Source organism: Pseudoalteromonas sp. Z9A4 (assembly GCF_011378845.1).
Classification (GTDB): Bacteria; Pseudomonadota; Gammaproteobacteria; order Enterobacterales; family Alteromonadaceae; genus Pseudoalteromonas; species Pseudoalteromonas arctica.
The window spans coordinates 1-25,536 of sequence record NZ_WTLA01000037.1 but is presented as its reverse complement, the minus strand read 5'-3'; the positions used below and the strand labels follow the sequence as shown (position 1 = coordinate 25,536).

General features: G+C 39.0%; 22 protein-coding genes and 10 tRNA genes. 23 read left to right on the top strand and 9 right to left on the bottom strand.

Features of this window, described 5'->3' with window-relative positions:
• Positions 1 to 3 precede the first annotated feature (3 nt).
• From GQR54_RS18160 to GQR54_RS18140, 5 genes are read right to left on the bottom strand one after another with little or no spacing between them, the layout of a single operon-like run.
• Positions 4 to 492, bottom strand: a complete 489-nt coding sequence (locus GQR54_RS18160; protein WP_165723891.1) for a nuclear transport factor 2 family protein — start codon at positions 490 to 492, stop codon at positions 4 to 6.
• A gap of 23 nt (positions 493 to 515) precedes the next feature.
• Positions 516 to 1,424, bottom strand: a complete 909-nt coding sequence (locus GQR54_RS18155; RefSeq protein WP_166379447.1) for a CopD family protein — start codon at positions 1,422 to 1,424, stop codon at positions 516 to 518.
• 11 nt (positions 1,425 to 1,435) lie between these two features.
• The gene (locus GQR54_RS18150) at positions 1,436 to 1,843 is read right to left on the bottom strand and encodes a copper resistance CopC family protein (RefSeq protein WP_010554094.1); all 408 of its coding nucleotides are present in this window, start codon (positions 1,841 to 1,843) and stop codon (positions 1,436 to 1,438) included.
• Positions 1,844 to 1,865: 22 nt separating this feature from the next.
• Positions 1,866 to 2,729 (bottom strand): copper resistance protein B, encoded by an 864-nt coding sequence (locus tag GQR54_RS18145; protein WP_010554095.1) that lies wholly within the window; start codon positions 2,727 to 2,729, stop codon positions 1,866 to 1,868.
• Complete coding sequence (locus GQR54_RS18140) at positions 2,726 to 4,549, bottom strand: copper resistance system multicopper oxidase (RefSeq protein WP_002963238.1); 1,824 nt, start codon at positions 4,547 to 4,549, stop codon at positions 2,726 to 2,728. Before GQR54_RS18140 ends, GQR54_RS18145 begins: the two co-directional genes overlap by 4 nt.
• Positions 4,550 to 4,715: 166 nt before the next feature.
• On the opposite strand from GQR54_RS18140, the gene GQR54_RS18135 reads away from it, so the two are divergent.
• Positions 4,716 to 5,402 carry a heavy metal response regulator transcription factor gene (locus GQR54_RS18135; RefSeq protein ID WP_002963239.1) on the top strand — a complete coding sequence of 229 codons (687 nt, stop codon included), beginning with the start codon at positions 4,716 to 4,718 and terminating at the stop codon, positions 5,400 to 5,402.
• A complete protein-coding gene (locus tag GQR54_RS18130; RefSeq protein ID WP_166379445.1) occupies positions 5,392 to 6,789 on the top strand; it encodes a heavy metal sensor histidine kinase in 1,398 nt (465 codons plus the stop codon). Before GQR54_RS18135 ends, GQR54_RS18130 begins: the two co-directional genes overlap by 11 nt.
• Before the next feature lie 180 nt (positions 6,790 to 6,969).
• Here GQR54_RS18130 and GQR54_RS18125 read toward each other — a convergent pair whose 3' ends face one another.
• The 3 genes from GQR54_RS18125 to GQR54_RS18115 all read right to left on the bottom strand — a co-directional run bounded on the left by GQR54_RS18125 (position 6,970) and on the right by GQR54_RS18115 (position 8,558).
• Complete coding sequence (locus GQR54_RS18125) at positions 6,970 to 7,476, bottom strand: hypothetical protein (RefSeq protein WP_166379443.1); 507 nt, start codon at positions 7,474 to 7,476, stop codon at positions 6,970 to 6,972.
• 272 nt (positions 7,477 to 7,748) lie between these two features.
• A tRNA-Pro gene (locus tag GQR54_RS18120) sits at positions 7,749 to 7,825 on the bottom strand.
• Positions 7,826 to 7,934: 109 nt separating this feature from the next.
• Positions 7,935 to 8,558 carry an arylesterase gene (locus GQR54_RS18115; RefSeq protein ID WP_101217503.1) on the bottom strand — a complete coding sequence of 208 codons (624 nt, stop codon included), beginning with the start codon at positions 8,556 to 8,558 and terminating at the stop codon, positions 7,935 to 7,937.
• Here GQR54_RS18115 and GQR54_RS18110 point away from each other — a divergent pair, their 5' ends adjacent.
• The 21 genes from GQR54_RS18110 to GQR54_RS18010 all read left to right on the top strand — a co-directional run bounded on the left by GQR54_RS18110 (position 8,559) and on the right by GQR54_RS18010 (position 22,561).
• A complete protein-coding gene (locus GQR54_RS18110) occupies positions 8,559 to 9,272 on the top strand; it encodes an ABC transporter ATP-binding protein (RefSeq protein ID WP_008137049.1) in 714 nt (237 codons plus the stop codon). It abuts the gene before it with no gap.
• The gene (locus tag GQR54_RS18105) at positions 9,262 to 11,763 is read left to right on the top strand and encodes an FtsX-like permease family protein (RefSeq protein WP_166379441.1); all 2,502 of its coding nucleotides are present in this window, start codon (positions 9,262 to 9,264) and stop codon (positions 11,761 to 11,763) included. Before GQR54_RS18110 ends, GQR54_RS18105 begins: the two co-directional genes overlap by 11 nt.
• A 130-nt stretch (positions 11,764 to 11,893) precedes the next feature.
• On the top strand, positions 11,894 to 12,418 hold the full coding sequence (gene ruvC, locus GQR54_RS18100; RefSeq protein ID WP_024612128.1) for a crossover junction endodeoxyribonuclease RuvC: 525 nt from the start codon (positions 11,894 to 11,896) through the stop codon (positions 12,416 to 12,418).
• 2 nt (positions 12,419 to 12,420) lie between these two features.
• Positions 12,421 to 13,038 (top strand): Holliday junction branch migration protein RuvA, encoded by a 618-nt coding sequence (gene ruvA / locus GQR54_RS18095; protein ID WP_002960647.1) that lies wholly within the window; start codon positions 12,421 to 12,423, stop codon positions 13,036 to 13,038.
• 7 nt (positions 13,039 to 13,045) lie between these two features.
• A complete protein-coding gene (gene ruvB, locus GQR54_RS18090; RefSeq protein ID WP_166379439.1) occupies positions 13,046 to 14,053 on the top strand; it encodes a Holliday junction branch migration DNA helicase RuvB in 1,008 nt (335 codons plus the stop codon).
• Positions 14,054 to 15,029: 976 nt separating this feature from the next.
• Complete coding sequence (gene tolQ, locus GQR54_RS18085; protein ID WP_007580384.1) at positions 15,030 to 15,734, top strand: protein TolQ; 705 nt, start codon at positions 15,030 to 15,032, stop codon at positions 15,732 to 15,734.
• Entirely contained in the window at positions 15,721 to 16,149 is a 429-nt protein-coding gene (gene tolR / locus GQR54_RS18080) for a protein TolR (protein WP_007580386.1), read from the top strand. The genes tolQ and tolR overlap by 14 nt, the downstream gene beginning before the upstream one ends.
• A gap of 4 nt (positions 16,150 to 16,153) precedes the next feature.
• Positions 16,154 to 17,080 carry a cell envelope integrity protein TolA gene (gene tolA, locus GQR54_RS18075; RefSeq protein WP_166379437.1) on the top strand — a complete coding sequence of 309 codons (927 nt, stop codon included), beginning with the start codon at positions 16,154 to 16,156 and terminating at the stop codon, positions 17,078 to 17,080.
• Between the two features lie 9 nt (positions 17,081 to 17,089).
• On the top strand, positions 17,090 to 18,448 hold the full coding sequence (gene tolB, locus GQR54_RS18070; RefSeq protein WP_166379435.1) for a Tol-Pal system beta propeller repeat protein TolB: 1,359 nt from the start codon (positions 17,090 to 17,092) through the stop codon (positions 18,446 to 18,448).
• 34 nt (positions 18,449 to 18,482) lie between these two features.
• Positions 18,483 to 19,025, top strand: coding sequence for a peptidoglycan-associated lipoprotein Pal (gene pal, locus GQR54_RS18065; protein WP_166379433.1), 543 nt, complete (start codon positions 18,483 to 18,485; stop codon positions 19,023 to 19,025).
• A gap of 13 nt (positions 19,026 to 19,038) precedes the next feature.
• The gene (gene ybgF, locus GQR54_RS18060; RefSeq protein WP_166379431.1) at positions 19,039 to 19,788 is read left to right on the top strand and encodes a tol-pal system protein YbgF; all 750 of its coding nucleotides are present in this window, start codon (positions 19,039 to 19,041) and stop codon (positions 19,786 to 19,788) included.
• A 226-nt stretch (positions 19,789 to 20,014) separates the two neighbouring features.
• Positions 20,015 to 20,090 (top strand) — tRNA-Lys (locus GQR54_RS18055).
• A gap of 70 nt (positions 20,091 to 20,160) precedes the next feature.
• Positions 20,161 to 20,236: transfer RNA gene (locus GQR54_RS18050), tRNA-Lys, on the top strand.
• An 83-nt stretch (positions 20,237 to 20,319) separates the two neighbouring features.
• Positions 20,320 to 20,395: transfer RNA gene (locus GQR54_RS18045), tRNA-Lys, on the top strand.
• An 84-nt stretch (positions 20,396 to 20,479) separates the two neighbouring features.
• Positions 20,480 to 20,555, top strand: a tRNA-Lys gene (locus GQR54_RS18040).
• Between the two features lie 83 nt (positions 20,556 to 20,638).
• Positions 20,639 to 20,714: transfer RNA gene (locus tag GQR54_RS18035), tRNA-Lys, on the top strand.
• A 24-nt stretch (positions 20,715 to 20,738) separates the two neighbouring features.
• Positions 20,739 to 20,814, top strand: a tRNA-Lys gene (locus GQR54_RS18030).
• An 83-nt stretch (positions 20,815 to 20,897) separates the two neighbouring features.
• A tRNA-Lys gene (locus tag GQR54_RS18025) sits at positions 20,898 to 20,973 on the top strand.
• Positions 20,974 to 21,036: 63 nt separating this feature from the next.
• Positions 21,037 to 21,112: transfer RNA gene (locus GQR54_RS18020), tRNA-Lys, on the top strand.
• Positions 21,113 to 21,253: 141 nt separating this feature from the next.
• Positions 21,254 to 22,294, top strand: coding sequence for a quinolinate synthase NadA (gene nadA / locus GQR54_RS18015; protein WP_166379429.1), 1,041 nt, complete (start codon positions 21,254 to 21,256; stop codon positions 22,292 to 22,294).
• Positions 22,295 to 22,471: 177 nt separating this feature from the next.
• Positions 22,472 to 22,561, top strand: a tRNA-Ser gene (locus tag GQR54_RS18010).
• Positions 22,562 to 22,631: 70 nt separating this feature from the next.
• Here the strand turns inward: GQR54_RS18010 and GQR54_RS18005 are convergent.
• Positions 22,632 to 25,310 (bottom strand): CHASE domain-containing protein, encoded by a 2,679-nt coding sequence (locus GQR54_RS18005; RefSeq protein WP_166379427.1) that lies wholly within the window; start codon positions 25,308 to 25,310, stop codon positions 22,632 to 22,634.
• Positions 25,311 to 25,536: the final 226 nt, after the last annotated feature.

Genomic DNA, 25,536 nt, shown 5'->3' with positions numbered 1-25,536 from the left:
TCCTTAATTAGACCAGTGAATATGAGTGATTTTCCAACCTTTATCGGTGTTTTTTAATGTGATTGATTCCATTCCCGTAGACTTAATATCTTTCCCTTTATACTTTCCTTGAGTTTTACTTCTTGAAATTGAGTAAGCTATGTCTCCATTTGTGTGAACTTGATGCTCTAGCAGTTCACTATCAACTGCACTTAAGAATTTCATATCCGCTATCATATGATGGTTCGCGTATTCATCTGCAGAACGCTCAACAATTCCGCCTTCAAAAATGACGACATCGTCGGCCAGTAATTTACGGGCACCTTTGGCATCGCCTTGTTTTAGGGATGCATGAAATAAGCTAACTGCCTTTGCAGCTTCGCTATCAACATTAACAAAGACCCAGCCTTTTTTTGTGTGCTCTTCATGGGTGTGTGCGTTCACAGCAAAAGAACTAACAGCGCTAAAAATTAGTAGCAATAAAATTTTTAAATTAGAGGATTTAATTAACATACATTTTCCTTTTTTATTAATCGTTAAATAGGCGGACCAACAAGTGTTGTAAATACACTTGTTGTAATAAGTACAAATAGGGCAATTAATATTTCAACAGTGATCGAGCGTTTTAATATACTTATATGGTGTTGTTGAGTGATTTGCGGGACTAAAAAAAGCTTATGCCATGCACCTAGTAACAGCATCGCGCTGACGAGTAACAGCTTTAATAAAATTAGTTGCCCATAATTTGATGTAAACAATGCAGAAAATGACTCTAGGTACTGCAGGAGCAGAGTTAAGCCCGAAATAAGTAGTACAAATACAATAACAATAGCGAGTTGACCAAAGTAATGCATTAACCGCTTTACTTCACTGGTAGGTAGTAAAGTGCAGCTTTTGTAAAGCGGCCACAATGACCCTAACCAGCTCGCAATGGCAATAAGGTGAAAGGTTAAAATACTTTTCACTAACTCATTTTCATTTGCACTGTGCCCAGTAAAAGTGAAGCTATAAGCGATAAACCCAAGCATGATTAGTATAACGGCACCGTTTTTATAACCTGCTACGTTATCATCTGATTTCACATTCCACATACATGCGCTAATTAGAGCAATAATAAGCGCTGGTATTCTAAACGTTGCTTGGTCACCTATGACTGATTGCCAAACAATTTCAAGCATAAAGGGGTCAAACATTCCCATAAAGCCTGATTCAGCCATTGCTCCAGCTTCTATTGGTACTTGTAAAAGTGCAGCAATACTACCTGTAACTACACACGTAATTTGCCAACGTTTTAATAACTGATAAAAGCTAATTAAGTGATGCCCTGCAACATTGCTGTTGCCACACATAAAGCGTATTAATAAAGTGCCCGCAAGCCCTGCAATTGCGATATAGCTTGCTAGTTTTAATAATAGTAAGAGTACTGACCATTCACTTAATTGCATTATGTTGCTACTTAATGGTTATGTTTGCTGTGGGTATTAGATTGTTCTTGCATCATCTTGTGCGATTCACTTTTGTGTACCATAAATCTAAACGTGTCGGTCATTTTATGTCCATCACCACCGAGTGCTGTCCATTTAACCGTGTAAGTGCCTTGGGCTAGGCTCGGTAATGACCAACTAAAGTCTGTGCTTGGGGTAGAGCTTGGTTTGAAATCAAAGTTTATTGATTTATTTTTTTCATCTTTGATGATGACTTTTGCTAGCCTTACTTCACCACCAAAAGTTAACGAAAGTTGCTCTGGGCTTTTCATTAACATGGCTTCTTGCGCAGGTGTTGATTGCTTGAGTGATATATGCGCTGATGCGGAAAATGTAAGTACTAAACCTAAAATAGCTACTGCAGAATTAAAAAACTTCATAATTACCTCTTATTTAAAATGATTAAAACCAAAATTTAATACCCGCAACAAATGCGGTGTTGTTGCTACTTTGTCCACTTGATGTGGCATAGTCGGCGGTATTGCCAAATTTATTGCTCCATTCAACGCCAATATAGGGCGCAAACTGGCGTGTAAATTCATAACGAACCCTAAAGCCAATCGCGCTGCTTGATAGGCCACTTCCAAGTTCGTTTTGTTTATCGTTTTTGCCATAAAGTGTAATTTCGGCTCGCGGTTGTATAATTAGCTTTTGCGTGAGTAATAGTTCGTACTCTGCCTCTAACGTAAATGCGGTATTGCCTCGCTCACCTACGTATGCTGTCATATCAAGTTCAAACCAATAAGGGGCTAAACCTTGTAAGCCAAAAGCCAACCATTGCCGATTTTCACCTTCTTTATTGTAATCAAGACGAACACCTGCTTGAGTATCCCAATATGCTGATACGGCGTGACCCCATAAAATATCGGTTTGGTTTTCTTCAATACTTCCTTCGCTGAAATCACCCTCGGTTTTAATTACCAATCGATCAAAGGTAGTGCCGTACCATGCTTGTAAGTCAAATACACCTGCGTTTGCTTGCTCGTTATATTCAAGACGATCGCCTAGTAATGCGTAAAATGGATGCTCATCAGCGAGTGTTAATCGCTCATTGCCCTCAAGCGCATATGGGCCTTCTGTTAAAGTTGTTCCCGCAGAGTAAGCATGGGGGTCTCTTGCATCTTTAGGTGCACTTCCTCCTTGTGGTTGCATCTTAGCGCTATTCATTTGTGCCATTTCACTTTGCGCTAATAAAGGGAAACTAATTAATGAAGCCCCTGTTAACATTAATAAACCTAATGATTTAGATAGTTTTAATTGTTTCATGATACGACTACCTCTCTAAACATACCGGCATCCATATGGAATAATAAATGGCAATGCCAAGCCCAGCGACCTACATCGTGAGGGGTGGTTAAAAAGCTGATTCTTTGTGCGGGTTGAACAGGTATCGTATGACGTCGCACTTGCACATCACCTTGCTCGTTTTCTAAATCACTCCACATACCATGCAAATGCATAGGGTGCGTCATCATGGTATCGTTTTGTAAAATAACTCTTAAACGTTGGTTATGCTTCATATGCACTGGCGTGCTTTTACCAAATTCTAAGCCATCAAATGACCAGCTATAACGCTCCATGTTTCCGGTTAAATGCAGCTCAATTTCAGCTTCTGGCTCTTGCTGGTTAGTGATCCCTTCAAGTGAGTGTAAATCTGCAAGTGTTAAAACACGACGACCATTTTTACGTAAACCAATACCAGGATCATCAAGATTTGTTCTCGGCATATCAACGCGCATATCAACTGAAGCTCCATACTCCGTTTTTGCATGACGCACTTTAGAGCTGGCAACCGCTAATGGGTTTTCAGACATACCATGTTTGCTATGATCCATCGCCATTGCACCGTGCCCCATAGCGCTATGATCCATTTCTTTAGAGTTCATATCTGACATGCCTGCCATACCAGCCATTGCAGAATGCTCACCGCCGTGGGTCATATTGCCCATCATATCGGTCATCGTTAACCATTCAACAGGGTCAAGTGCAGGTACTGGCGCATCAATATTAGGCGAGCTTGATAAAGTTCCTTTTGCGTAACCAGAGCGATCCATACTTTGAGCAAAAATCGTATAGGCATCATTTTTAGGCTCAACAATTACGTCGTAGGTTTCACCAGGGCCGAATCTAAATTCATCAACTGTCACTGGTTCAACGTTTTGCCCATCTGCTTGTACAACCGTTAGTTTTAACTCGGGGATACGCACGTCAAAAAAGCTATTACTAGAGCCATTAATAAACCTTAACCTAAGCTTTTCACCGACTTTAAATAATCCACGCCAGTTTGCCATTGGAGTACTACCGTTCATTAAAAAAGTCATTGCTGATGCAGATAAATCAGCTAAATCTGTAGGATTCATTCGCATCTGATTCCACATTTTTCGGCGCTGTAGAGCATTTGAAATACTGCTGCTTGAAACGTCATCGAAAAACTCTGGGACAGTGGGTTGATTGAAGTTAAATACATCACTCTGTACTTTTAATTTACGGAACAGCGCCATTGGGTCATCATCAGTCCAATCAGATAATTGAATAACATGCTCGTTATTTGCACTAATAATATCGTTTTCTCGCGGTTCAATAATTAATGCACCGTACATGCCTGTCATTTCTTGAAAGCCGCTATGTGAGTGATACCAATATGTACCGCTTTGTTGCAGTTTAAATTTATAAACAAAGGTTTCGCCCGGCATAATGCCTTTAAAGCTGATACCTGGTACGCCATCCATTTGATACGGTAAAATAATGCCATGCCAATGAATTGAACTCGGTACTGATAACTTATTTGTTACTCTAATAGTAACGTCATCGCCTTCTTTGAGGCGCAAGGTAGGAGCGGGTATAGATCCATTGATAGTTGTCGCCATACGTACTACGCCAGTAAAGTTAACCGGCGATTCATCTATAACCAGATCAATTACTTCGCCGCTAAGTTCGGGTACAGTGCCTGTTATTGTTCCTGCTACTAAAGATGATGCAGCATGTAATACACTCGGAAAAGCAGCAAGTACACCTCCTGCAATTAAGCCTTGAACAAATCGTCTTCGTGGTGTGCTAACCTGTTGTGATGACTTTTTAAACCCCATTTCCTTACTCCTTCATAGCAGAATATGTATTGAGTATAGAAAATAGACCTGTCTTCAACATGACGCGAACATTACAAAGTTGTAATCTTGGTGTCATGTTGCTGTAGTGACAGATACTGCATAATATTTGCAGAGGTAGTTGTTAGGACTTTAATGAAGGAATTGTATGCGCTTATTAGTTGTTGAAGATGAAGCAAAAACGGGAGATTATTTAAAACAGGGACTAAGTGAAGCTGGTTTTCAGGTTTCTTTGGCGCGCAATGGTCTTGACGGTCATCACCTAGCAATGACCGAATTATTTGATGTAATAATACTTGATGTCATGTTACCTGACGTATCCGGTTGGAAAATTTTACAGTCGCTACGTGAAGCAGATAACAAAACCCCAGTACTATTTTTATCTGCTCGCGATAGCATAGACGATAGAGTAAAGGGGCTCGAACTTGGTGCTGATGACTATTTAATAAAGCCTTTTGCTTTTGCTGAAGTTTTAGCAAGAGTACGCACTCTTATTCGCCGTGGTGCAGTACAAACAGTTGACGATATACTGATAGTTGCTGATTTAGAAATGGATATTCCAAAGCGAAAAATACAACGTGCAGGCAAGCGTATTTTATTGAGTAATAAAGAGTTTAGCTTACTTGAACTATTGTTACGGCGCGAAGGTGAAGTACTGCCACGTTCGTTAATTGCTTCTCAAGTATGGGATATGAATTTTGATAGCGACACCAATGTGATTGATGTTGCCATTCGTAGGCTAAGAGCAAAAGTTGATGATGACTTTACTGTTAAATTAATTCATACAGTTCGTGGTATGGGCTATAAATTAGAGGTTGAAACTGATGGCTATTAAGTCACGGCCTTTATCACTTACGATGCGTGTTGTGTTGTTTGTGGCTGTAACCGTTATTGCGTGCTTAACTTTAGTTGCCACCTTAATAAATAGTTCGATAAAACATCATTTTTTCCAGCAAGATAGTAGTGAACTGCATGTTATTAATCAATCTATTGAATTAGTTTTAACACAACACTATAAATCAAACCTGAAACTTAAAAATGAATTATCTAACGCTGTAGCGGGTCATCACGGTGTTTACTATCAGGTAAATACCGCAAAAGGAGATCTCATTTTTCAAAGCTCTGAACGAGATTTTAGTGATTTTGTAATGAGTGCTAAGGCTTCAACTGGCTTTAACCGTAACAACATTACCTCATGGCAAAATGATACCCACACCTACCGAGCTCTGGTGAGTAATTTAAGTACTGGGCAACAGCAATACAAAATTACTACAGCGATAGACATGAGCTTTCATTTACACTTTCTCAATCAATTTCAGCAAAGCCTTTGGGTTATTATGTTTGGCTCAGCGGTACTCATTTTATTGGTGGCTTGGTTTGCTATACATCAAGGATTAAACCCTTTACGAGGTTTAAGTCAGAAAATACACGATATCCAAACTAATAAAATGGATGTAAGGCTCGATGAAAATAAAGTGCCTATTGAGCTTGTTAATATGGTGCAGTCGTTTAACTCAATGCTCGACAGGCTCCAGGGTGAATTTATTCGCTTATCAAATTTTTCTAGTGATATTGCTCATGAACTACGAACTCCACTCACAAATATAGTTACTCAAACACAGGTTGGATTATCTAAAAAAAGGCAGTTGGAAGAGTATCAAGAATTATTGTTTTCTAACTTAGAAGAACTTGAGCGATTAACTAAAATGGTTAGTGATATGCTTTGGCTCGCAAAAACTCAAAATGGGCTAATTAAACCCGTTCAAAACACTCTAAAAAGCCATGATGAAATTGAAGTGTTATTTGAGTATTTTGACGCTTTGGCTGAAGACTCATTGATTGCATTTAATAAAAAAGGTCAAAACCTTTGTTTTTATTGTGACAAATTACACTTTCGCCAATTATTATCAAACTTACTATCCAATGCAATTAGATACGCCCCAAAAGGCTCATCAATCACTGTAAACAGTGAAATGACCACCGCTGAAAAAATATGCATTTCAGTGATTAATACAGGGGAGAGAATACCTTCTGAGCATTTACCTTATTTATTTGACCGCTTTTATCGACCTGATAAGTCGCGGCAACGACACAGCGACGGAGCAGGTTTAGGGCTTGCAATAGTTAAAGCTCTAGCGCAAGCAAACGGTGGAGATATAGAGGTCAGTTCAAACAATCAAACTACCAGCTTTAAAGTTTATTTAAATTTAGTTAAAAGCTAATTATTAAAATCGATTAACTCAATGTTTGCTTGTAGCTCTTTGGCGAAGTTCAGCTAAGTGCTGTGAGTTCAACCACTCAAAGCTGCCTATCTTCTTTTAATTTCCAATTCACAGGTGTCCGGCATTTTTCAAGTTAGTTGTTGCCTTAAGTTTCAAACTTTTTGTTCGCTTAAGCATAAATCAAAACTCTTTAATTCTTGGTGCGGTCTTTTGCTGCCAATATGTTAGCCAGTAGGCGACTAGTAAACTAGCAATTGAAAATAAAAGCATAAATATAGCTTTAAGGGTGCTATCTCTTGTCGAATCATAAATTAATATAGGTATTGCAATGAAAGGGAGTGAACCTGCTATAGCTCGATAAAAACCTACTAGATTAAAACCAACTTGATATGAAAGTGCATGTAATCTGTATTTAAACGTTCTAGTACAATCGGATAAAGACAAGCTGTATTTAGAAATAGCCCAAACAACACTATGCAAAATAGTCAGTAGAAGAAAGTAGTATATTAGATAGTCAGGGGGAGTAATCCCTTCGAAAAAGCTAACTAGGCCTTCTACACCTGAAAATTGTAGTACTAAAAGACAGGGTATTGAGCCAAACACAATTGCACAAATAATTTCATCAAATAATTTCATCAAATAATAAGTGTGAAGTGGTTTTTCTTTTTTGATTGATGTGCATAACATTCTCTAATGTACTTTTAGATTAAAATTACAATTTGAAAAACATGGAGACAAGTTAAATGTGTTTATTTTTTAAAATAATGATAAAGCTGGTTTATAAGGGGGCCATTAGCTGTCTTCCTATATATCCCCCCCTTTTATACCTTAAAAGTATAAAATAATTTAAGGTATGTGTTGTGCGATAAATGTGCGATATATATTTAAAAGCACTAATTTAATTGTGCGATAAAGAAGAGAGTTTAATTTATAACAATTTGAAATAAAGAGGAATTAATTGGTCGGTATGGAGAGATTCGAACTCTCGACCCCTGCCACCCCATGACAGTGCGCTACCAAGCTGCGCCACATACCGATTTGTATGCAATAGTACGTGTATTTTTTTAAAAATCAATAAGCGATTGTTTGTTTGAGTGTTTATTACGCAAGAGACCTAAAAAGCACTCTTGCGGTGTACTAATTGGCTAGTCTTTATTTAACCACTTTTTGATCGAGTCATACATCTCATCTCGTATTAATGGCTGAGCTTTTTTGTTAGGGTGTAAACTATCGTTTTGCATTAGCTCAGGTTGACCAGCAACATCGAGCATAAAAAAGTTCATTAAATGCGCATTTGTTTCTTCGCTAACGCGCGAAAAAGTGTCAGTAAACATTTTACTGTAACGCGGGCCGTAATTAGGGGGAATGTAAATCTCCATTAAGGCGGTCATCGCATTAGCTGCTTGGCTTTTTTGAATAAGAGACGTTAAGTTAGTTTGCATTTTTTTGACTGGAAAACCACGTAAACCGTCGTTAGCACCTAGCTCAATAAGTACATGAGTGGGTTCGTATTGCTCAAGCAATGCATCTAAACGGCGTAGGGCTCCACCAGATGTTTCGCCACTAATACTGGCGTTGATAAGTTCAATGTCGGCGTGTTCGTCATCGTATTTATCTTGTAACAATTTTACCCAGCCTTCTTCTTGTTGAAGTCCGTAGGCTGCGCTTAAACTGTCACCGAGTATTAAAATCGTGTTGTCGGCTGCTGCGCTCAGCGGTTTGATAACTAAAAACAAAATGAATACTAAACGAAGGATTGAATGAGTCATATGTCAGCGCTTTCTCAATTAAATATAATTCAGGTTAATGGTTTGTCTAAAGTAGTCTCTACCTTTGAAGGTGAGCTGCCCATCCTCAGCGACATCAGCTTTAATGTCAAGCATGGCGAGTCTGTTGCTATTGTTGGCACGTCGGGCTCTGGTAAATCAACGTTACTCAGTTTATTAGCAGGGTTGGATACCGCAAGCAGCGGCGAAATATTTTTAGATGGCGAGCCATTACACAATTTAGATGAAGAAGAGCGCGCTGCACTGCGCGCGGCTAAAATTGGATTTGTGTTTCAATCGTTCATGTTAGTACAAAGCTTAACTGCACTAGAAAACGTTATGCTACCAGCAGAACTTGCTGGCGAAAGTGATGCAAAAGAGCAAGCAATTGCATTACTTGAAAAAGTAGGCTTGAGCCATCGAATTGATCATTACCCGTCGCAACTCTCTGGTGGTGAGCAACAACGTGTTGCTATTGCGCGAGCATTTATTGGTACGCCTAAAATATTGTTTGCTGATGAGCCTTCGGCTAATTTAGACAGCAAAAACGGTAAAATGATTGAATCGTTATTATTTGATTTAAACACGCAACACGGCACTACGCTTATTTTGGTTACTCACGATGAAGGGCTTGCACAAAAATGTGAGCACATTATTCAAATAGAAGCGGGCTTACTGGTAAAAAGCCAAGTAGAGGACGTTGCTAATGTGGGTTAAGTTAGCGCTTAAGTTATTTTCGCGAGAATTTCGCCGTGGTGAGCTAACAGTTATAAGCGCAGCTATCGCCCTTGCTGTTTTAACCGTGCTTACACTGTCTATGGTTACTGAGCGAATAGGGCAAAGTATTGCGCAAAAAAGCAGTGCTTTTATTGCAGCAGACCGTGTACTTGCAAGCGATCATGTTCTCGACACTGCTTTTATTACTAAAGCACAGAGCCAAAATTTAAAAACGGCGCAAATGGTGTACTTCGACACTATGTTGTTTGCCGATGATGAAATGCAGTTTAGCTCAGTAAAAGCGGCATCTAATGCGTACCCGTTAAAAGGGCAGTTAAAAGTTAAAGATACCTTAACAGGTGAAACTAAGGTTGCTAATAGCGGACCAACGCCTGGTAATGTGTGGCTAAGTGAATCAGTATTTTACAGTTTAAATATTGATATAGGCGCGCAAGTAGAGCTTGGTGCTGCATTATTTAATGTTTCAAAAGTTATTGTAGAAGAGCCCGATGCGCCATTTAATGTATTTTCAAGCAGCCGCCGCGTGCTTATTAATATTGACGATGTGGCAAAAACCGAAGTTGTGCAGCCAGGTAGTCGTGTTTATTATCGCCAACTTTATGCAGGTAGTGAGGCCGATATAAATAGCTTTTACGAGTGGCTTAAACCACAAATGAAAGAAAACCAACAATGGTACGGCGTTAAAGACCGTCAATCACCTATTTCAAATAGTTTAAACCGTGCAGAGAGCTTTTTATTACTTGCCGGCCTATTAGGTATTATTTTAGCCGCAGTGGCTATAGCCGTTTCAGCAAAACGTTATTGTGAACGCCAATACGATCCAGTAGCGATGATGAAAACGCTAGGCGGTAGCCGCTCAATGATCCGCAAAATATACATGCTGCATTTATTGCTTGTGTGTGCAATGGCGGTAAGTATTGGGCTGTTAATTGGTTATGGCTTGCAAGAAATAGCAACAAGTTACTTATCAAAAAGTATGGGCACAGAGCTACCTTTGGGTGGCTTTAAACCTTGGCTGGTGGCTATAAGCACTGGCGTAATTTGTGCCGTTATGTTTTCTATTAAACCGTTATTTGATTTATTTGATATTCCACCGCTTAGAGTGCTGCGCCGTAACTTAGGTGACAAATTGGCAGTAAGTCGTGTGCATTTAGGAATGAGTGCGCTAACCGTGTTTTTATTAATGTGGTTATTCAGTAACAACATAAAAATAACGCTTATTTTGTTTATATCAACACTTGCTCTAATTGGTGTGTTGTTTTTGATATCTAAATTAATATTTGGTGGCGGTCGAAAGCTTGGCTTAAAACCAGGTAACAGTTGGTCGCTTGCAATTGCATCTATTCAAAAGCGTGCAAATGTGAACGCGGTACAGTTAATTAGTTTTTCGTTAGCGATTAAATTACTGCTGTTTTTAGTGGTACTTAAAAACGACATGATATCTGATTGGCAGTCGCAACTTCCTGCCGATGCGCCTAATGCGTTTTTAGTTAATATTACGCAAAATGAGCTTGAGCCAATTAATGAATATTTAGCTCAAAAAGATATTCAAGTATCAGAGTTTTATCCCACTATTCGTGGGCGCGTAAATGCGGTAAACGGCGAGTTGGTAGCACGTTCTGTATCGCTGCAAGACAACGAGAAAAAAGATGAAGAAGCACGTGCAGGTATTGGCCGTGAGCTAAACCTTACATGGCTTAAAGATGTGCCTGACCAGAATGAAGTAACACAAGGCACGTGGTTTGGTGAAAATGCGATGGCTGAAGCCTCAGTAGAGGAGTCGATGCTTGAGCGTTTAGATGTTGAGATAGGCGATACGCTTACATTTTTAATTGGTCCGCAGTCATTCGACGCTAAAATTACCAGTGTGCGCAAAGTTAATTGGGCCACGCTTAAACCTAACTTTTTTATTATTTTAAGCCCAGATGTACTTGCAGATTTTCCGGCGACGTATATTTCGTCGGTACGTATAAACCCAGATCAAAAGCGTGACTTTAGCCAGTTATTGCGTACTTACCCTACTATTACAGCGATTGATATTGATAACTTTGTTAAGCAAATACAAACAACTATTTCGCAAGTATCACTCGCCATTGGCTTTGTACTTGCAATTGTTGTGCTGTGTGGCGCGCTTGTACTTATATCGCAAGTGCAAGCTAGTTTAGGTGAGCGTATGCAAGAAATTGTAATACTGCGAACACTTGGCGCTAAAAGCCGATTAATTAAAAACGCGACCTTGTACGAGTTTTTATTACTCGGCGGTTTAGCTGGCTTAGTTGCTGCATTTTTTAGTGATATAGCGCTTTTAATTGTGCAGCAACAAATGTTTGATTTAGCAGGTAAGTTACATCCGCATATATGGATTATTGGTCCGGTAGCTGGCGGTGTATTTGTGGCTGGTTTAGGCTATTTAATGATTGCCCGAACACTTAAACAAAATACCCAAGGATTAGTGCGTGCACTAGGGTAAGCTTAAACTAACATGCTCCTTCAAATGCCCACCTAACACGTGGGCATTTTTGTTTTTCTTTGTACTGGTAATTTATACAGTGCTCTGGCATTATTAGCGTAATTTAAAAATAATAACAATGGAGTGCTGTTTGGCCATTATTTTAGGGATCGATCCTGGTTCACGTTTGACCGGATATGGCGTTGTTGCCCACCAAGGTTCTAAATTTACATACTTAGGCAGTGGTTGTATTAAGTTAGCCGATCATCCTTTTCCGGTTAGGCTTAAAATGATCTATCAAGGCATTACACAGCTTATTGAGCAGTTTTCGCCAGAAACCTTTGCCATTGAAAAAGTATTTATGGCGCATAACCCCGATTCTGCTTTAAAGCTTGGCCAAGCTAGAGGCGCTGCTATTGTAGGTGCTGCAATGGCCGACTTGCCCGTATTTGAATATTCAGCTAGGCAAATTAAGCAAGCAGTAGTAGGTAACGGTGGCGCTGATAAAACTCAAGTGCAACACATGGTAAAAAATATTTTAAAACTACCAGGTACGCCACAGGCCGATGCAGCTGATGCACTCGCTATTGCGATTTGCCACGCTCACTCAGAACAAAATTTAATTAAACTAGCGGGTAGCGCAAGCAAAATCGTTAGAGGACGTTTAAGGAAATAACTATGATAGGCCGCTTAAATGGTATTTTAGTCGAAAAACAGCCACCAGAAATATTACTCGAAGTAAGTGGTGTCGGTTACGAAGTACAAATGCCAATGACCTGTTTTTACGATTTACCAAAAATTGGTGAAAACGCGATTGTTTACACCCACTTTGTAGTGCGTGAAGATGCTCAATTATTATTTGGTTTTAATAATAAAGTTGAACGCGCCTTGTTTAGAGAGCTATTAAAAGCAAATGGCGTTGGGCCAAAACTTGGCTTAGCTATTTTATCGGGCATGTCGGCAAAGCAATTTGTAAGCTGTGTAAATAACGAAGACTCAACGTCGCTAGTTAAATTACCGGGTGTAGGTAAAAAAACAGCCGAGCGTTTAGTACTCGAAATGAAAGACAGATTAAAAGATTGGGGTAATGATTTATTTACGCCATTTAGCGACAGCGCAGTAATAGAGCCAATGAGCGATGCGACAATAGCTAATAACGCAGCCGATGATGCCGTATCGGCACTGCTTGCATTAGGTTATAAATTGCCACAAGCTCAAAAAGCAGTAAAATCGATAAGCAAACCCGATATGTCTACTGAGGTTCTTATTAGAGAATCTTTAAAATCAATGTTGTGAGTAACCCATGATTGAAGCGGATCGCTTAGTTGATGCGACTGAAAAAACAAATGAAGACTCTATAGATCGTGCAATAAGACCAAAACTTTTAGCCGACTACAGAGGCCAGCCTCATGTTAAGCAGCAAATGGAAATTTTTATTGAAGCTGCCCGAACCCGTGGTGAAGCGCTCGATCATTTATTAATATTTGGCCCACCAGGGCTTGGTAAAACCACGCTTGCAAATATTGTAGCCAACGAATTACACGTAAGTATTAAAACAACATCCGGCCCTGTACTTGAAAAAGCAGGTGATTTAGCTGCGTTACTTACTAATTTAGAAGAAGGCGATGTACTGTTTATTGATGAAATACACAGGCTAAGCCCGCAAGTTGAAGAAATACTGTATCCAGCAATGGAAGACTACCAGCTTGATATAATGATTGGTGAAGGCCCAGCTGCGCGTTCTATTAAATTAGACTTACCTGCATTTACACTTATTGGTGCCACTACGCGAGCAGGCTCGCTTACATCGCCACTACGTGACCGTTTTGGTATTGTGCAGCGATTAGAGTTTTATTCTGTAGAAGATTTGTCGCACATAGTAGGGCGCTCTGCACATTATCTTGGTTTAGAAATGTGTGACAATGGCGCAACCGAAATTGCACAACGCTCGCGCGGTACACCACGTATTGCAAACCGTTTATTACGTCGTGTACGCGATTACACACAGGTAAAATCTGACGGTACAGTAAACGCCGAAGTAGCTAAGCAAGCGCTTGATATGATTGACGTAGATAAAAGTGGCTTTGATTATATGGATCGCAAATATTTACTCGCCATAATTGAAAAATTTATGGGCGGCCCAGTAGGGCTCGACAATGTTGCTGCAGCTATTGGTGAAGAGCGTGAAACAATAGAAGATGTGATAGAACCATTTTTAATTCAGCAAGGATTTATTCAGCGTACTCCGCGTGGGCGAATAGTGTCTGACAGTGCATACCATCACTTTGGTTTACTTCCTAAAAAAGACTAGCCTCATACACATTACTTGCTGTGGTTTATTGCGCAGCAGGTAATTGACTTAGTACCCCTTTCTTTCAAATATTTATACAAGTTGGTATTTTACCCAAAACCTCAACACACTGTTGCAAATGTTACTTAAAAATTTATACGCTTTATGGTTAACTGTTAATTCACAGGACGTTAAGACTCGCGAAGCTATCCTGCCCTTCGCTCAAACTAGTAAGCGAATTACTTATCGTAGATTGAGTAAAGCGATTATTATTTTATAAATATAGTGTGTAGCGTAATAAATTGCAGGCAAAAAAAAGCCCGCAAAAAATGCGGGCAAACAACAAGTTGAAGGAAGTAATCCAGGGAACTACGTTTTACTTAATTTGGTTTTATCCAGAAAGAGTAAAACAATGTAATACGATAAAATATCATATTACTAAGAACTTGGCTTAATGAAGCTATCTCATTCAGTGCGCTAGTTCGGTATGAGAGAATAATACGTAAGATCACCTTTTTATTCAAACTAGAAAATTTGTATTTTCAGATTATAAAAACTAATCCGGTGAATTTTATTGTTGTTTTAATCTTGCGCGTTAATTAATCGTTAAGTTTATAAGTTTATGAAATTTAAAGCTTAAGCGATGGCTTTCATTGTGGCTCGGTATTAGTTTTACTATTACATTAAGACGGGGCTGACAACTTTTGAGTGTTTATGCTCTTATTTTGAATAAACGACGCATTTTATGACGTTTTACTTATATATTTACGCATATTTATAGTTAGCGAGTTTATTTAAAAGATTAAATAAACTGCTGAAGCAAAGGGTAATGCTAACTAAAGCTGTTTTTTAACGTTTTTTGTTGCCTATTCATAGCAATATCGTTGTCAGCTTGAAATGGAGTAGATACACTAGATGCAACTTTTGGCCGTGTAAGCGGTCATATTTACACAAATTAATCAATTTGCCGTATTTTGAAATTACTTAGGAGTTTAACGTGGGATCAGGGCTTAATTTTTTAGATCTAATTTTAGAAGCAAGTTTGCTTGTTCAGTTAGTAATGTTAGGGCTAGTTGCCATGTCTGTAATGTCGTGGACAATTATATTTCAGCGTAAAAAAGCAATATCAGATGCACTATCAAATGCTAAGAAATTTGAGCAAAAATTTTGGTCCGGTATTGATTTAAGCAAATTGTATAACGAAATATCGTCACGCAGCGGTCAGTCTCAAGGAATTGAAGCCTTATTTACTTCAGGCTTTAAAGAGTTTGCTCGTCATAAAAAGAATACATTTCAAAGTGCGAGTATTGTTATGGAAGGGACGCACCGTTCTATGCGTGTTGCGCTTTCTCGTGAAATTGAAAAAATTGAATCTAGCTTATCGTTTTTAGCAACGGTAGGTTCTATTAGTCCGTATATCGGTTTGTTTGGTACAGTGTGGGGTATTATGAATGCCTTTATTGCACTAGGTGAAGTTAAGCAAGCTACATTACAAATGGTAGCACCTGGTATTGCAGAGGCACTTATTGCGACTGCTATGGGCTTATTCGCGGCAATCCCGGCCGTTATTGCTTATAACCGTTTTTCAAACAGTGTTGAAAAGCTTGAGTCTCACTATATTAACTTTATGGAAGAGTTTGCTAATATTTTACACCGTCAAGCAGCTACACAAATAGAGGCACAAGCGAATGTATCAGCGTAAAAAGCGCCGTCCGGTCGCAGAGATTAATGTAGTACCTTACATTGATGTAATGTTGGTATTACTTATTATATTTATGGCAACAGCACCGCTTATTACACATGGTGTAAAAGTTGATTTACCTAAAATGGAAGAGTCTGATTTAGTTGATACTAAAGATACTCCGCCCATTATTGCTTCAATTGATGCAGAGGGTAAATATTATGTAAGCGTAGGTACTGATCCTGAAGAACCTATGGAAGCACTTGATGTAGCTGCGGTTATAAAATTACAGTTAATGAAAAACCCTGATGTGCCGGTCATGATCAAAGGCTCGGGTAAGGTGTCGTATCAAGAAGTATTATTACTAATGGATTTTTTGAAAAACGCAGGCGTACCATCAGTAGGATTAATGACTGAATCCTTTGAGGGGAAGTAGCTGTATGAATAGTTCAGTAGTAAAATCGATAGTACTTCATTTAGGAATTGGTGGTTTTTTGTATGCGTCTGCAAATATTCATCCGCCAGCACCTAAAGTAATGGAAGTAACGCTTAATTCGGCTATACCTACGCCAGATAAAGCGGTGTCGGCTGTTACAGTTGATCAAAAGCAAGTTGAGCAAAAAATTGCTGAGCTTCAAAAGAAAGAAAAAGATAAAAAAAGTGCTGAAGACAAACGTATCCGCGATTTAGAACGCAGAGCGGCAAATGCACGTAAGCAACGCGAATCTGAATCTAGGCATATTAAAAAGCTAGAGCTAGAGCGTAAAGCTAAAGAAAAAGAAGCTGCCGAGGCGCAAGCACAAGCTAAAAAAGCACGTGCTATCGAGCAAAAAGAGCGCGCTAAAGCTAAGCAAGCTGAGAAGCAAAAGCAAGAAGCTGAAAGTGCAGCAAAAGCAGCTGCTGATAAACGTAAAACCGAAGAAGATGCGCTTAAAAAAGCAGAAGCTGAACGTAAAAAACGTGAAGAGGAAGCTAAAGAGCGTGCAGCCGAGGCAGAACGTAAACGCCAGCAAGCAATGCAAGAGCAAATGTTACAAGAGCAACTTGCCAAAGAGCAGGCTGCCCGTAGTAAAATACGTCAGCAACAAGTGGTGAGCGAAGTTGATAAGTACCGTGCATTAATTATGGCGCGTATTCAGCAAAACCTTCTGATTGATCAAAAAATGAAAAACCAACAGTGCCGAGTCAATATTCGTTTAGGCTTTAATGGTTTGGTGACTCAAGTTAAATCATTAGGCGGCGACAAGTTGGTATGTGAAGCTGCATTAAGAGCTGTGCGTATGGCCGACACATTACCGGTATCTAAAGATAAAGACGTATTCGAACAACTTAAGAATATCAATTTAACAATCAAGCCAGAATTTTAAAGGAATGATATGTTCAACAAAATAAAGACAGCCTGTTTAGTGTTACTTTTTGGGTTTATGGGTGTTGCTAATGCAGCCCTTGAAATTGTAATAACTGAGGGTGTAGATGGTGCAAGACCTATCGCTATAGTACCTTTTAAATATCAAGGTATAGGTCCAATCCCTGAAGAATTAAGCAGTGTTATTGCTGCCGATTTAATGCGCAGCGGAAAATTTAAACCTGTAGATGTAGCGCAAATGCCACAACAGCCAAGTAAAGATGGCGAGATTGATTACGCATCTTGGGTTAATAAAGGGGTTGAAGCCATATTGGTCGGCGAAGTTGAACAGCAAACTAATGGGCGTTACTTGGTTCGTTATGAGTTGGTTGATGTTATTCGCGGCCAAATTACCGGTGGCAATACACAAATGATGAGCAATGGTAAATTAATTAAAAGCCAAGGTCATATTTTAGAAGCGCGTGAAAGTGTTATTGGTGAAAGTGGCTTCCGCCGTTACTCGCACCGAATCAGTGATGTTATTTACGAAAAATTGACTGGCGAGAAAGGTGCATTTTTAACTAAAATTGCTTATGTAATAGTACGAGATAATGATCCTAAGCCGTATCAACTCGTTGTTGCTGATTATGATGGTTTTAATGAGCAGGTGTTACTTCGCTCAAAAGAGCCATTGATGTCGCCAGCATGGTCACCAGATGGTACTAAGCTAGCGTACGTAACGTTTGAAAACCGTCAAAGCCAGATTTATATTCAAGATATATACACCGGTAAACGCGAAATAATAGCAAGTTACCGTGGTATTAATGGGGCCCCGCAGTTCTCACCAGATGGTAAAAGGCTATTATTAGTGCTTTCTAAGGATAAAACGGGTGCAACAGAAATCTACATGCTTGACTTAGCTACACGCAAAGAAACACGCTTAACAAATCACCGTAGCATAGATACTGAGCCATCTTGGCATCCAAATGGTCAAGATATCGTATTTACATCTGAAAGGGGTGGTAATGCTCAGATTTATAAGTTAAATTTAAAAACAGGTCGGTCACAACGACTCACCTTTGATGGAGATATGAATCTTGCCGGTTCTATATCTCCAGATGGAAAAGAATTAGTGATGGTTAACCGTACTAACGGGCAGTACCATCTTGCTAAGAAAGAGCTGGCTACAGGTGCGTTCCAAGTATTAACAAGAACACGCCTAGATGAATCACCGAGCATAGCGCCAAATGGTTCGATGATTATATATAGCACGCTTCATAATAATAAACAGGTACTTGCGCTAGTATCGATGGACGGCCGTTTTAAAGCACGGTTACCTGTGCTAGACGGACAAGTAAAGGCACCAGCTTGGTCGCCATACTTACAGTAATATTACTGGTTTACTCAAAATAGGAATCTACTCAATGCAACTTAACAAAATACTTAAAGGCCTGCTAATTGCTGTGCCAGTAATGACATTAGCAGCTTGTAGCTCATCTTCAGATATAGACGAAGGTGCTGCAAATCAATCAAATCAAGGCGTTGTTGAGCAATCAATGAACAATGATACAGTTGAAGTAGCGACAATTTCTCCAGAACAACAAGCCGAAGAGCAACTTCGTCAAAAATATGAAGCACTTCGTCAAGAGCAAGTAATCTACTTCGATTTTGATACTGCAACAGTTGAAAGCAAGTATGCAGACTTACTTCGTGCACATGCTGAGTTTTTAGTTCAAAACTCATCTGTTAAAGTACTAATCGAAGGCCACGCAGATGAGCGCGGTACTCCTGAGTACAATATTGCACTAGGTGAGCACCGTGGCCAAGCAGTTGAAAAATACCTATTAAGCTTAGGTGTTTCAGCTAGCCAAATGTCAGTAGTAAGCTACGGTGAAGAGAAGCCAATGGTTAAGTCTCGCACTGAATCAGCTTTCGCTAAAAACCGCCGTGCGGTACTAGTTTACTAAGATAAGAGATATTATGAAGCCGAAAATCATTTTGGCAGCCATGATATTGAGCGGGAGCACCCAGTTAATGGCTGCTCCCGCTCCTGTTTCAGAAGCTGCAAGTTCACAATCAAGTATTGAGAAGCGATTAGCGTCGCTTGAGAATATGATGCAGTCGCGTAACTTTTTGCAAGTTGAGTTACAGCAACAGCTTAACTTGTTACAAGACGAAGTAAGCCAAATTCGAGGTGTAACCGAAGAGCAAAGCTACAAGCTCGAAAAAGTACTGCAGCGTCAGCGTGAGCTGTATCAAGAAATTGAAAACCGCGTGAGCCAAGCTTATACACAGCCAGCAGCAGCTCCTGTAGCTAATCATACGCAGCCAAACGATGCACAGACCTACAGCAATGATTTGTCTGAAAACGAAGCGTATGAGCGTGCTGTCGCGTTAATAATGAAAGATAAACGCTATGATCAAGCAATTCCTGAGTTTCAAACGTTTTTAACTACTTATCCAAATTCTGTCTATGCGTCTAACGCGCATTATTGGCTAGGGCAGTTGCTTACTATTAAGAATGACGGCGTAAAAGCGGTGGAGCACTTTAAAGTGGTTGTTAACGAATTCCCAAATTCAAATAAACGCCCTGATGCAATGTTAAAGTTAGGCACGCTTTTACAGGATCAAGGTTCAACAGCACAAGCACAGAAAATATTGAGCGATCTTATCAATCAATACCCGAGTACAACTGCTGCAAAACTAGCAACTGATCGTTTAGGAAACTAAAGTTCACTGGCGATTAAATTTCTAGTTAAGGCGAGCAAACTACATGGAAACTCTCGAAGAATCTTGGATTTGCATGTAGTTTGAGCACAAACGGTTTAATTTTGTGCATCTAGACATAAAAACTTAAAAAAAGAGACAATTTCGGTTGCACTCATTTTATAAATAAGTATTATAAGCGCCCGCAGCAAACGAATGGTTACCCCACTCGAAATGCGACAAAAAGAGCGGGTTATTAGCTCAGTTGGTAGAGCAGTTGACTTTTAATCAATTGGTCGATGGTTCAAATCCATCATAACCCACCATTCTTAGAATGGTCTTTTATCGGCGGATTTACGTAGAATACTAAGTTGTTATAAAACGCAACGTCAGAGCGGGTCATTAGCTCAGTTGGTAGAGCAGTTGACTTTTAATCAATTGGTCGATGGTTCAAATCCATCATGACCCACCATTCTTTATTCCTTGTGAATAGTGTTTGGCATCAATCGGCGGATTTACGCAGGCTTAACTTAGAAATAAGTTAGCAACTGGAACGGGTTATTAGCTCAGTTGGTAGAGCAGTTGACTTTTAATCAATTGGTCGATGGTTCAAATCCATCATAACCCACCATTCTTTATTCCTTTGAATAGTGATTGGTTCCAATCGACGGATTTACGTAAAGTAATAAGTTGCATTTAAACGCAACAATAGAGCGGGTCATTAGCTCAGTTGGTAGAGCAGTTGACTTTTAATCAATTGGTCGATGGTTCAAATCCATCATGACCCACCATTCTTTATTCCTTGTGAATACGGTTTGGTATCAATCGGCGGATTTACGTAAGCTTCATTCATAATTGAATAAGTGCATAGAGCGGGTTATTAGCTCAGTTGGTAGAGCAGTTGACTTTTAATCAATTGGTCGATGGTTCAAATCCATCATAACCCACCATTCTATGAAAAGTTATATAAGAGCGGGTCATTAGCTCAGTTGGTAGAGCAGTTGACTTTTAATCAATTGGTCGATGGTTCAAATCCATCATGACCCACCATTCTTTATTCCTTGTGGATACGGTTTGGCATCAGTCGGCGGATATACGTAGGCTTCATTCTTAATTGAATAAGCGCATAGAGCGGGTTATTAGCTCAGTTGGTAGAGCAGTTGACTTTTAATCAATTGGTCGATGGTTCAAATCCATCATAACCCACCATTCTATGAAAGTATTAATCGGCGGATTTACGCAGCTTTTTACAAAGCAGATTTATATTAGAGCGGGTCATTAGCTCAGTTGGTAGAGCAGTTGACTTTTAATCAATTGGTCGATGGTTCAAATCCATCATGACCCACCACTCTCTAATACTTTCCTTTATATTCTTTTTTAATTTCCCACTTTATTTTTTATAAACAGCCTTACTAGTTTGCTGTTATTTGCTTTCATATTCTCGTATAATTCGCCCTAATTAATGCACTGTAGATAAGTGGTCGAGAACATGAGTCTAGCTCAAACTATTATGCCTGAAGGTTATATATTTCCCCCTAAGCCAGCACCGTTAACACAAGACGAGCAAGGCGAATATAAAGCGCGTATAAAACAATTACTAAAAGACAAAAATGCTGTACTTGTTGCCCATTATTATACCGATCCTGAAATTCAAGCACTTGCTGAAGAAACCGGCGGCTGCGTTGCCGACTCGCTAGAAATGGCGCGTTTTGGCGCACGTCACGATGCAGATATGATTATCGTCGCGGGCGTAAAATTTATGGGCGAAACCGCCAAAATTTTAACGCCAAATAAAACGGTTGTTATGCCTACGCTTGAAGCGACGTGTTCGTTAGACATTGGCTGCCCGATAGACGAGTTCTCTGCGTTTTGCGATGAGCACCCTGACCGTAAAGTGGTTGTGTATGCAAACACCTCTACCGCCGTTAAGGCGCGTGCAGATTGGATTGTAACCTCATCATGTGCACTTGAAATAGTAGAGCACCTTGATGAGCAAGGCGAAAAAATCATTTGGGGCCCAGATAAGCACCTTGGTAGTTATATTCAAAAAAATACCGGTGCTGATATGCTTATGTGGAATGGTGCGTGTATCGTACATGACGAATTTAAAACTAAAGCCCTAAAAGATATGAAAGCACTGCACCCAGATGCAGGCGTATTAGTTCATCCTGAGTCACCAGCAGAAATTGTTGCACTTGCCGATTCGGTTGGCTCTACGAGCCAATTAATTAAAGCAGCGCAAACAATGAACAATAAAAAGTTTATTGTAGCAACCGATCGCGGCATCTTTTATAAAATGCAGCAACTATGCCCAGATAAAGAGTTTTTTGCGGCTCCAACGGCAGGTGAGGGCGCTTCATGTAAAAGTTGCGCACATTGCCCTTGGATGGCAATGAATGGCCTAAAAGCGATTGAGGAAGCCCTCATAAGCCCTAAAGGCAAAGAAGTATTCGTTGATATGCATTTACGCGAAGGCGCACTTAAGTCACTTAATCGCATGCTTGAATTTACTGCGAGCATGGCTAAGTAACTTTTAAAAGTATAAATTAAAAACGGATAAGTCTTAGATTTAGCCGTTTTTTTGTGCCTATAGGTATGTGTTGCTTGATTAGTAAGCATTTAAAGGCCCAAATTTAAAAATGCCTTGCACCTTAAGGGTCTATTTCATACTATAGCGCGCTGTTGCATTACACAATTGCAGCACTGTGGAGGGATGGCTGAGTGGCTGAAGGCGCACGCCTGGAAAGTGTGTTTAGGTTTATCCCTAACGAGGGTTCGAATCCCTCTCCCTCCACCATTATTCTTAGAACCCAGTTACTAATATCGAAAGGTATTAGTAACTGGGTTTTTTAATGCCTTTGTAATGACTAACTATTAACTAAATAGAGTGTTGATAACATACTTACAAGCTCGTTTTTTTCAATTGGCTTTGAAACGTAACCATCAAATAACTGCCTGTATATTTCTTTTTGCTCTGTAAAAACATTAGCGGTTAACGCGATAACAATTTGTTCATTATTAAGTGCCTTAATTTTTTTACATGCCTGAAGACCATCCATTTTAGGCATTTGAATGTCCATAAAGATAATGTCTGGCTTGTGTGACTCGTATAATGAGATTGCTTCTAACCCATTGTTGGCAATAATAATGGTGGCTTTTGTAGGCTCAAGCATCGCAGATGCAACAAGCTGATTTATTTTATTATCTTCAGCTAATAAAATAGTTTTTCCAGATAGGTCAGGAAACTCAACATTTTTTGTTATTAATGTGCTTTCATCAATCTGTGCTTGTTTTAATGATAAGTACACATAAAATTGACTACCTGAATCTAATTGGCTTGTTACTTTAATTTCGCCATTCATTAAACCTATTAATGATTTAGTAATAGGTAAGCCAAGACCTGTACCGCCATATTCACGCGTGGTTGACTGCTCTGCTTGTTCAAAGCGCTCAAATAATCGCTCTATTGCTTGCTCAGAAATTCCAATTCCGGTGTCGGATATACAACAACATATTTTGTTTTCGTCGGTTAGCCAAAACGTTACTGTAACGCCACCTTGCGACGTAAACTTAATCGCATTAGATATTAGGTTTAAAAATATTTGTCTGAGTCTAACTGGGTCGCCTACCCAGTACTTATGCTCAATATTAATTATAAATTTAAGATATATATTTTTATCACTGGCTTGCAGGCCAAGATCAGACTCTAAGTGGTGAATAAGTTCAAAAAGGTCAAACGATTTATATTCTAATGAAAGCTTCCCAGCTTCAATTTTAGAAAAGTCGAGGATATCATTAATAATAGTGGTGAGTGAGCGGGTCGAATAAAGTGATTTTTTTAAATACTCTTTTGATTTTTCATTCAGTGGCTGCTCTTGCAGTAACTGTAATGTGCCTAGTATGCCGTTCATAGGTGTGCGTATTTCGTGACTCATATTTGCTAAAAATTCAGATTTAGCTTGTGATGCCTGTTCAGCTAATTCTTTAGCATGCCCAAGGGCTTGTTCGTGATTAATTTGTTCGGTCAAATCGTATGCTACACCCAAATAGCCAACAATTTCATTTTCGTTATTTAATAAAGAGGTGACACTTATATTAACTTGTATTTGCTCACCTTTAGAGGAAATGTATGTCCACTGATTGATATCAGGCTCTGTAGCCGTTGCTTTTAAGATAAACACTTCAAAACCAGGGGATACGGGTTTATTCAATTCAGTACTAAGTTGTTTAGCTTTTTTTATAATTTCTTCTTTTAAATGAAAAATGCCCGGATTCTCAATTCCAATAATATCTTGCGCTTTATAGCCTAATAACTTTTCAGAGGCGGGATTAAATAAAGTAATTAAGCCGTTTATATCGGTCGCAATAATTGAATAACTGGCACTGTTTAAAATACTTTGTTGAAGCATACTTATATCGGCAATTTCTTTAGTGCGTAATTTTACTTCTTTTTCTAATTTTAAATTTGTTTGTTGCAGCAGATGCTTATTTTGTTTAGCTTTAGTGATTCTTCGTTGTGTTCTTTGTTCCCTACGGTAAAAAAATAGCTGAACGATAAAGGTTATAAACATACAAATAAGCGTATAAAAAATACCATTGACAATAGCCTGGTATTTATTTGGTAAATGGAGTGTTTTAATAAACGCATCTGAGGCACTAAGTGTAATTTTCCATGTTCTCCCCATAACTTCAATCACTTTAGTTGATTGGTAACTAGCAGTCTCGCTTACAGTTCCATAACTAAAAAAATCGACATTAGCGTTTTTACCTATATCACTGATCACTAATCTATTTTCATCGGCTTGTGAAAGTGAGTTTAAAATATTGTTGATGAGTAAAGGAGAGTAAGTCCATCCAAGCAATTGCTCTAAACGTTGGCTTTTATTTGTAGGAATAATAATGTTGTTATAAACGGGCAATAAAATTAAAAAACCCTGTTGAGATTCTTTATCTGCTTGGACTAACGTTATAGGTGCCGATAATTGAACTTGATTATTAATTGCAGAGTTTAATGCTGCTTCTTTACGTGTACTTTCCGATGCAATATCGAGTCCTAGAGCCCGTGAATTACTTTGCTCAGGAAATATATACTGAATAATAAAGTGCTCACCACTTTCGTTAGCTAGTTTATTTAGTTTGAATATTTGGCTAGGTCGATCGTATTTTGCAGTTTTTAAGAATTGGGCTAAGTTTTCGGCATTCACTTTTCTTATAAAACCAATACCATTCGCACCTGGGAACTCTTGGGCATAGTTGCGACTGTTAGAGTAATTAGAAATTGTTTGGTAGCTTAAATTATTAACGCCAATGCCATGTATAAATCCTTTTAAACCGTATAGCCCATATTTATATAAGTCGAATCTGCTAGTAACGCCTGTTGATAGTGAAGAAAGGCGGTTGTTAAGAGCTTCATTTATTTTGTTATTAACAGCATCTTGATGTGCAGTGTGGGCAAAGTAAGTTAATACAATACCACTGATGAAAAAAATAGCATGAGTAAGCACTGAGATTAATAATCTTTTACTAATCGGTCGTCCTGAAAACATTAACCCATCCTTTATTGTTAATATACTGACAGTATATCTGTTTTATCATCGAAATAAATATAGCACTTATTATTCAGGATACAACTTTGTTATTAATTAGAATATATATATTTAATAAAGGTTTAGAGTAGATGTAATGTCAGGGCAAGATCACGAACTTTACCTTGACTTAAAAGTATGATCTTATACTCCTTTTTTAAGGAGCATTCTCATGCTTGATATTCAG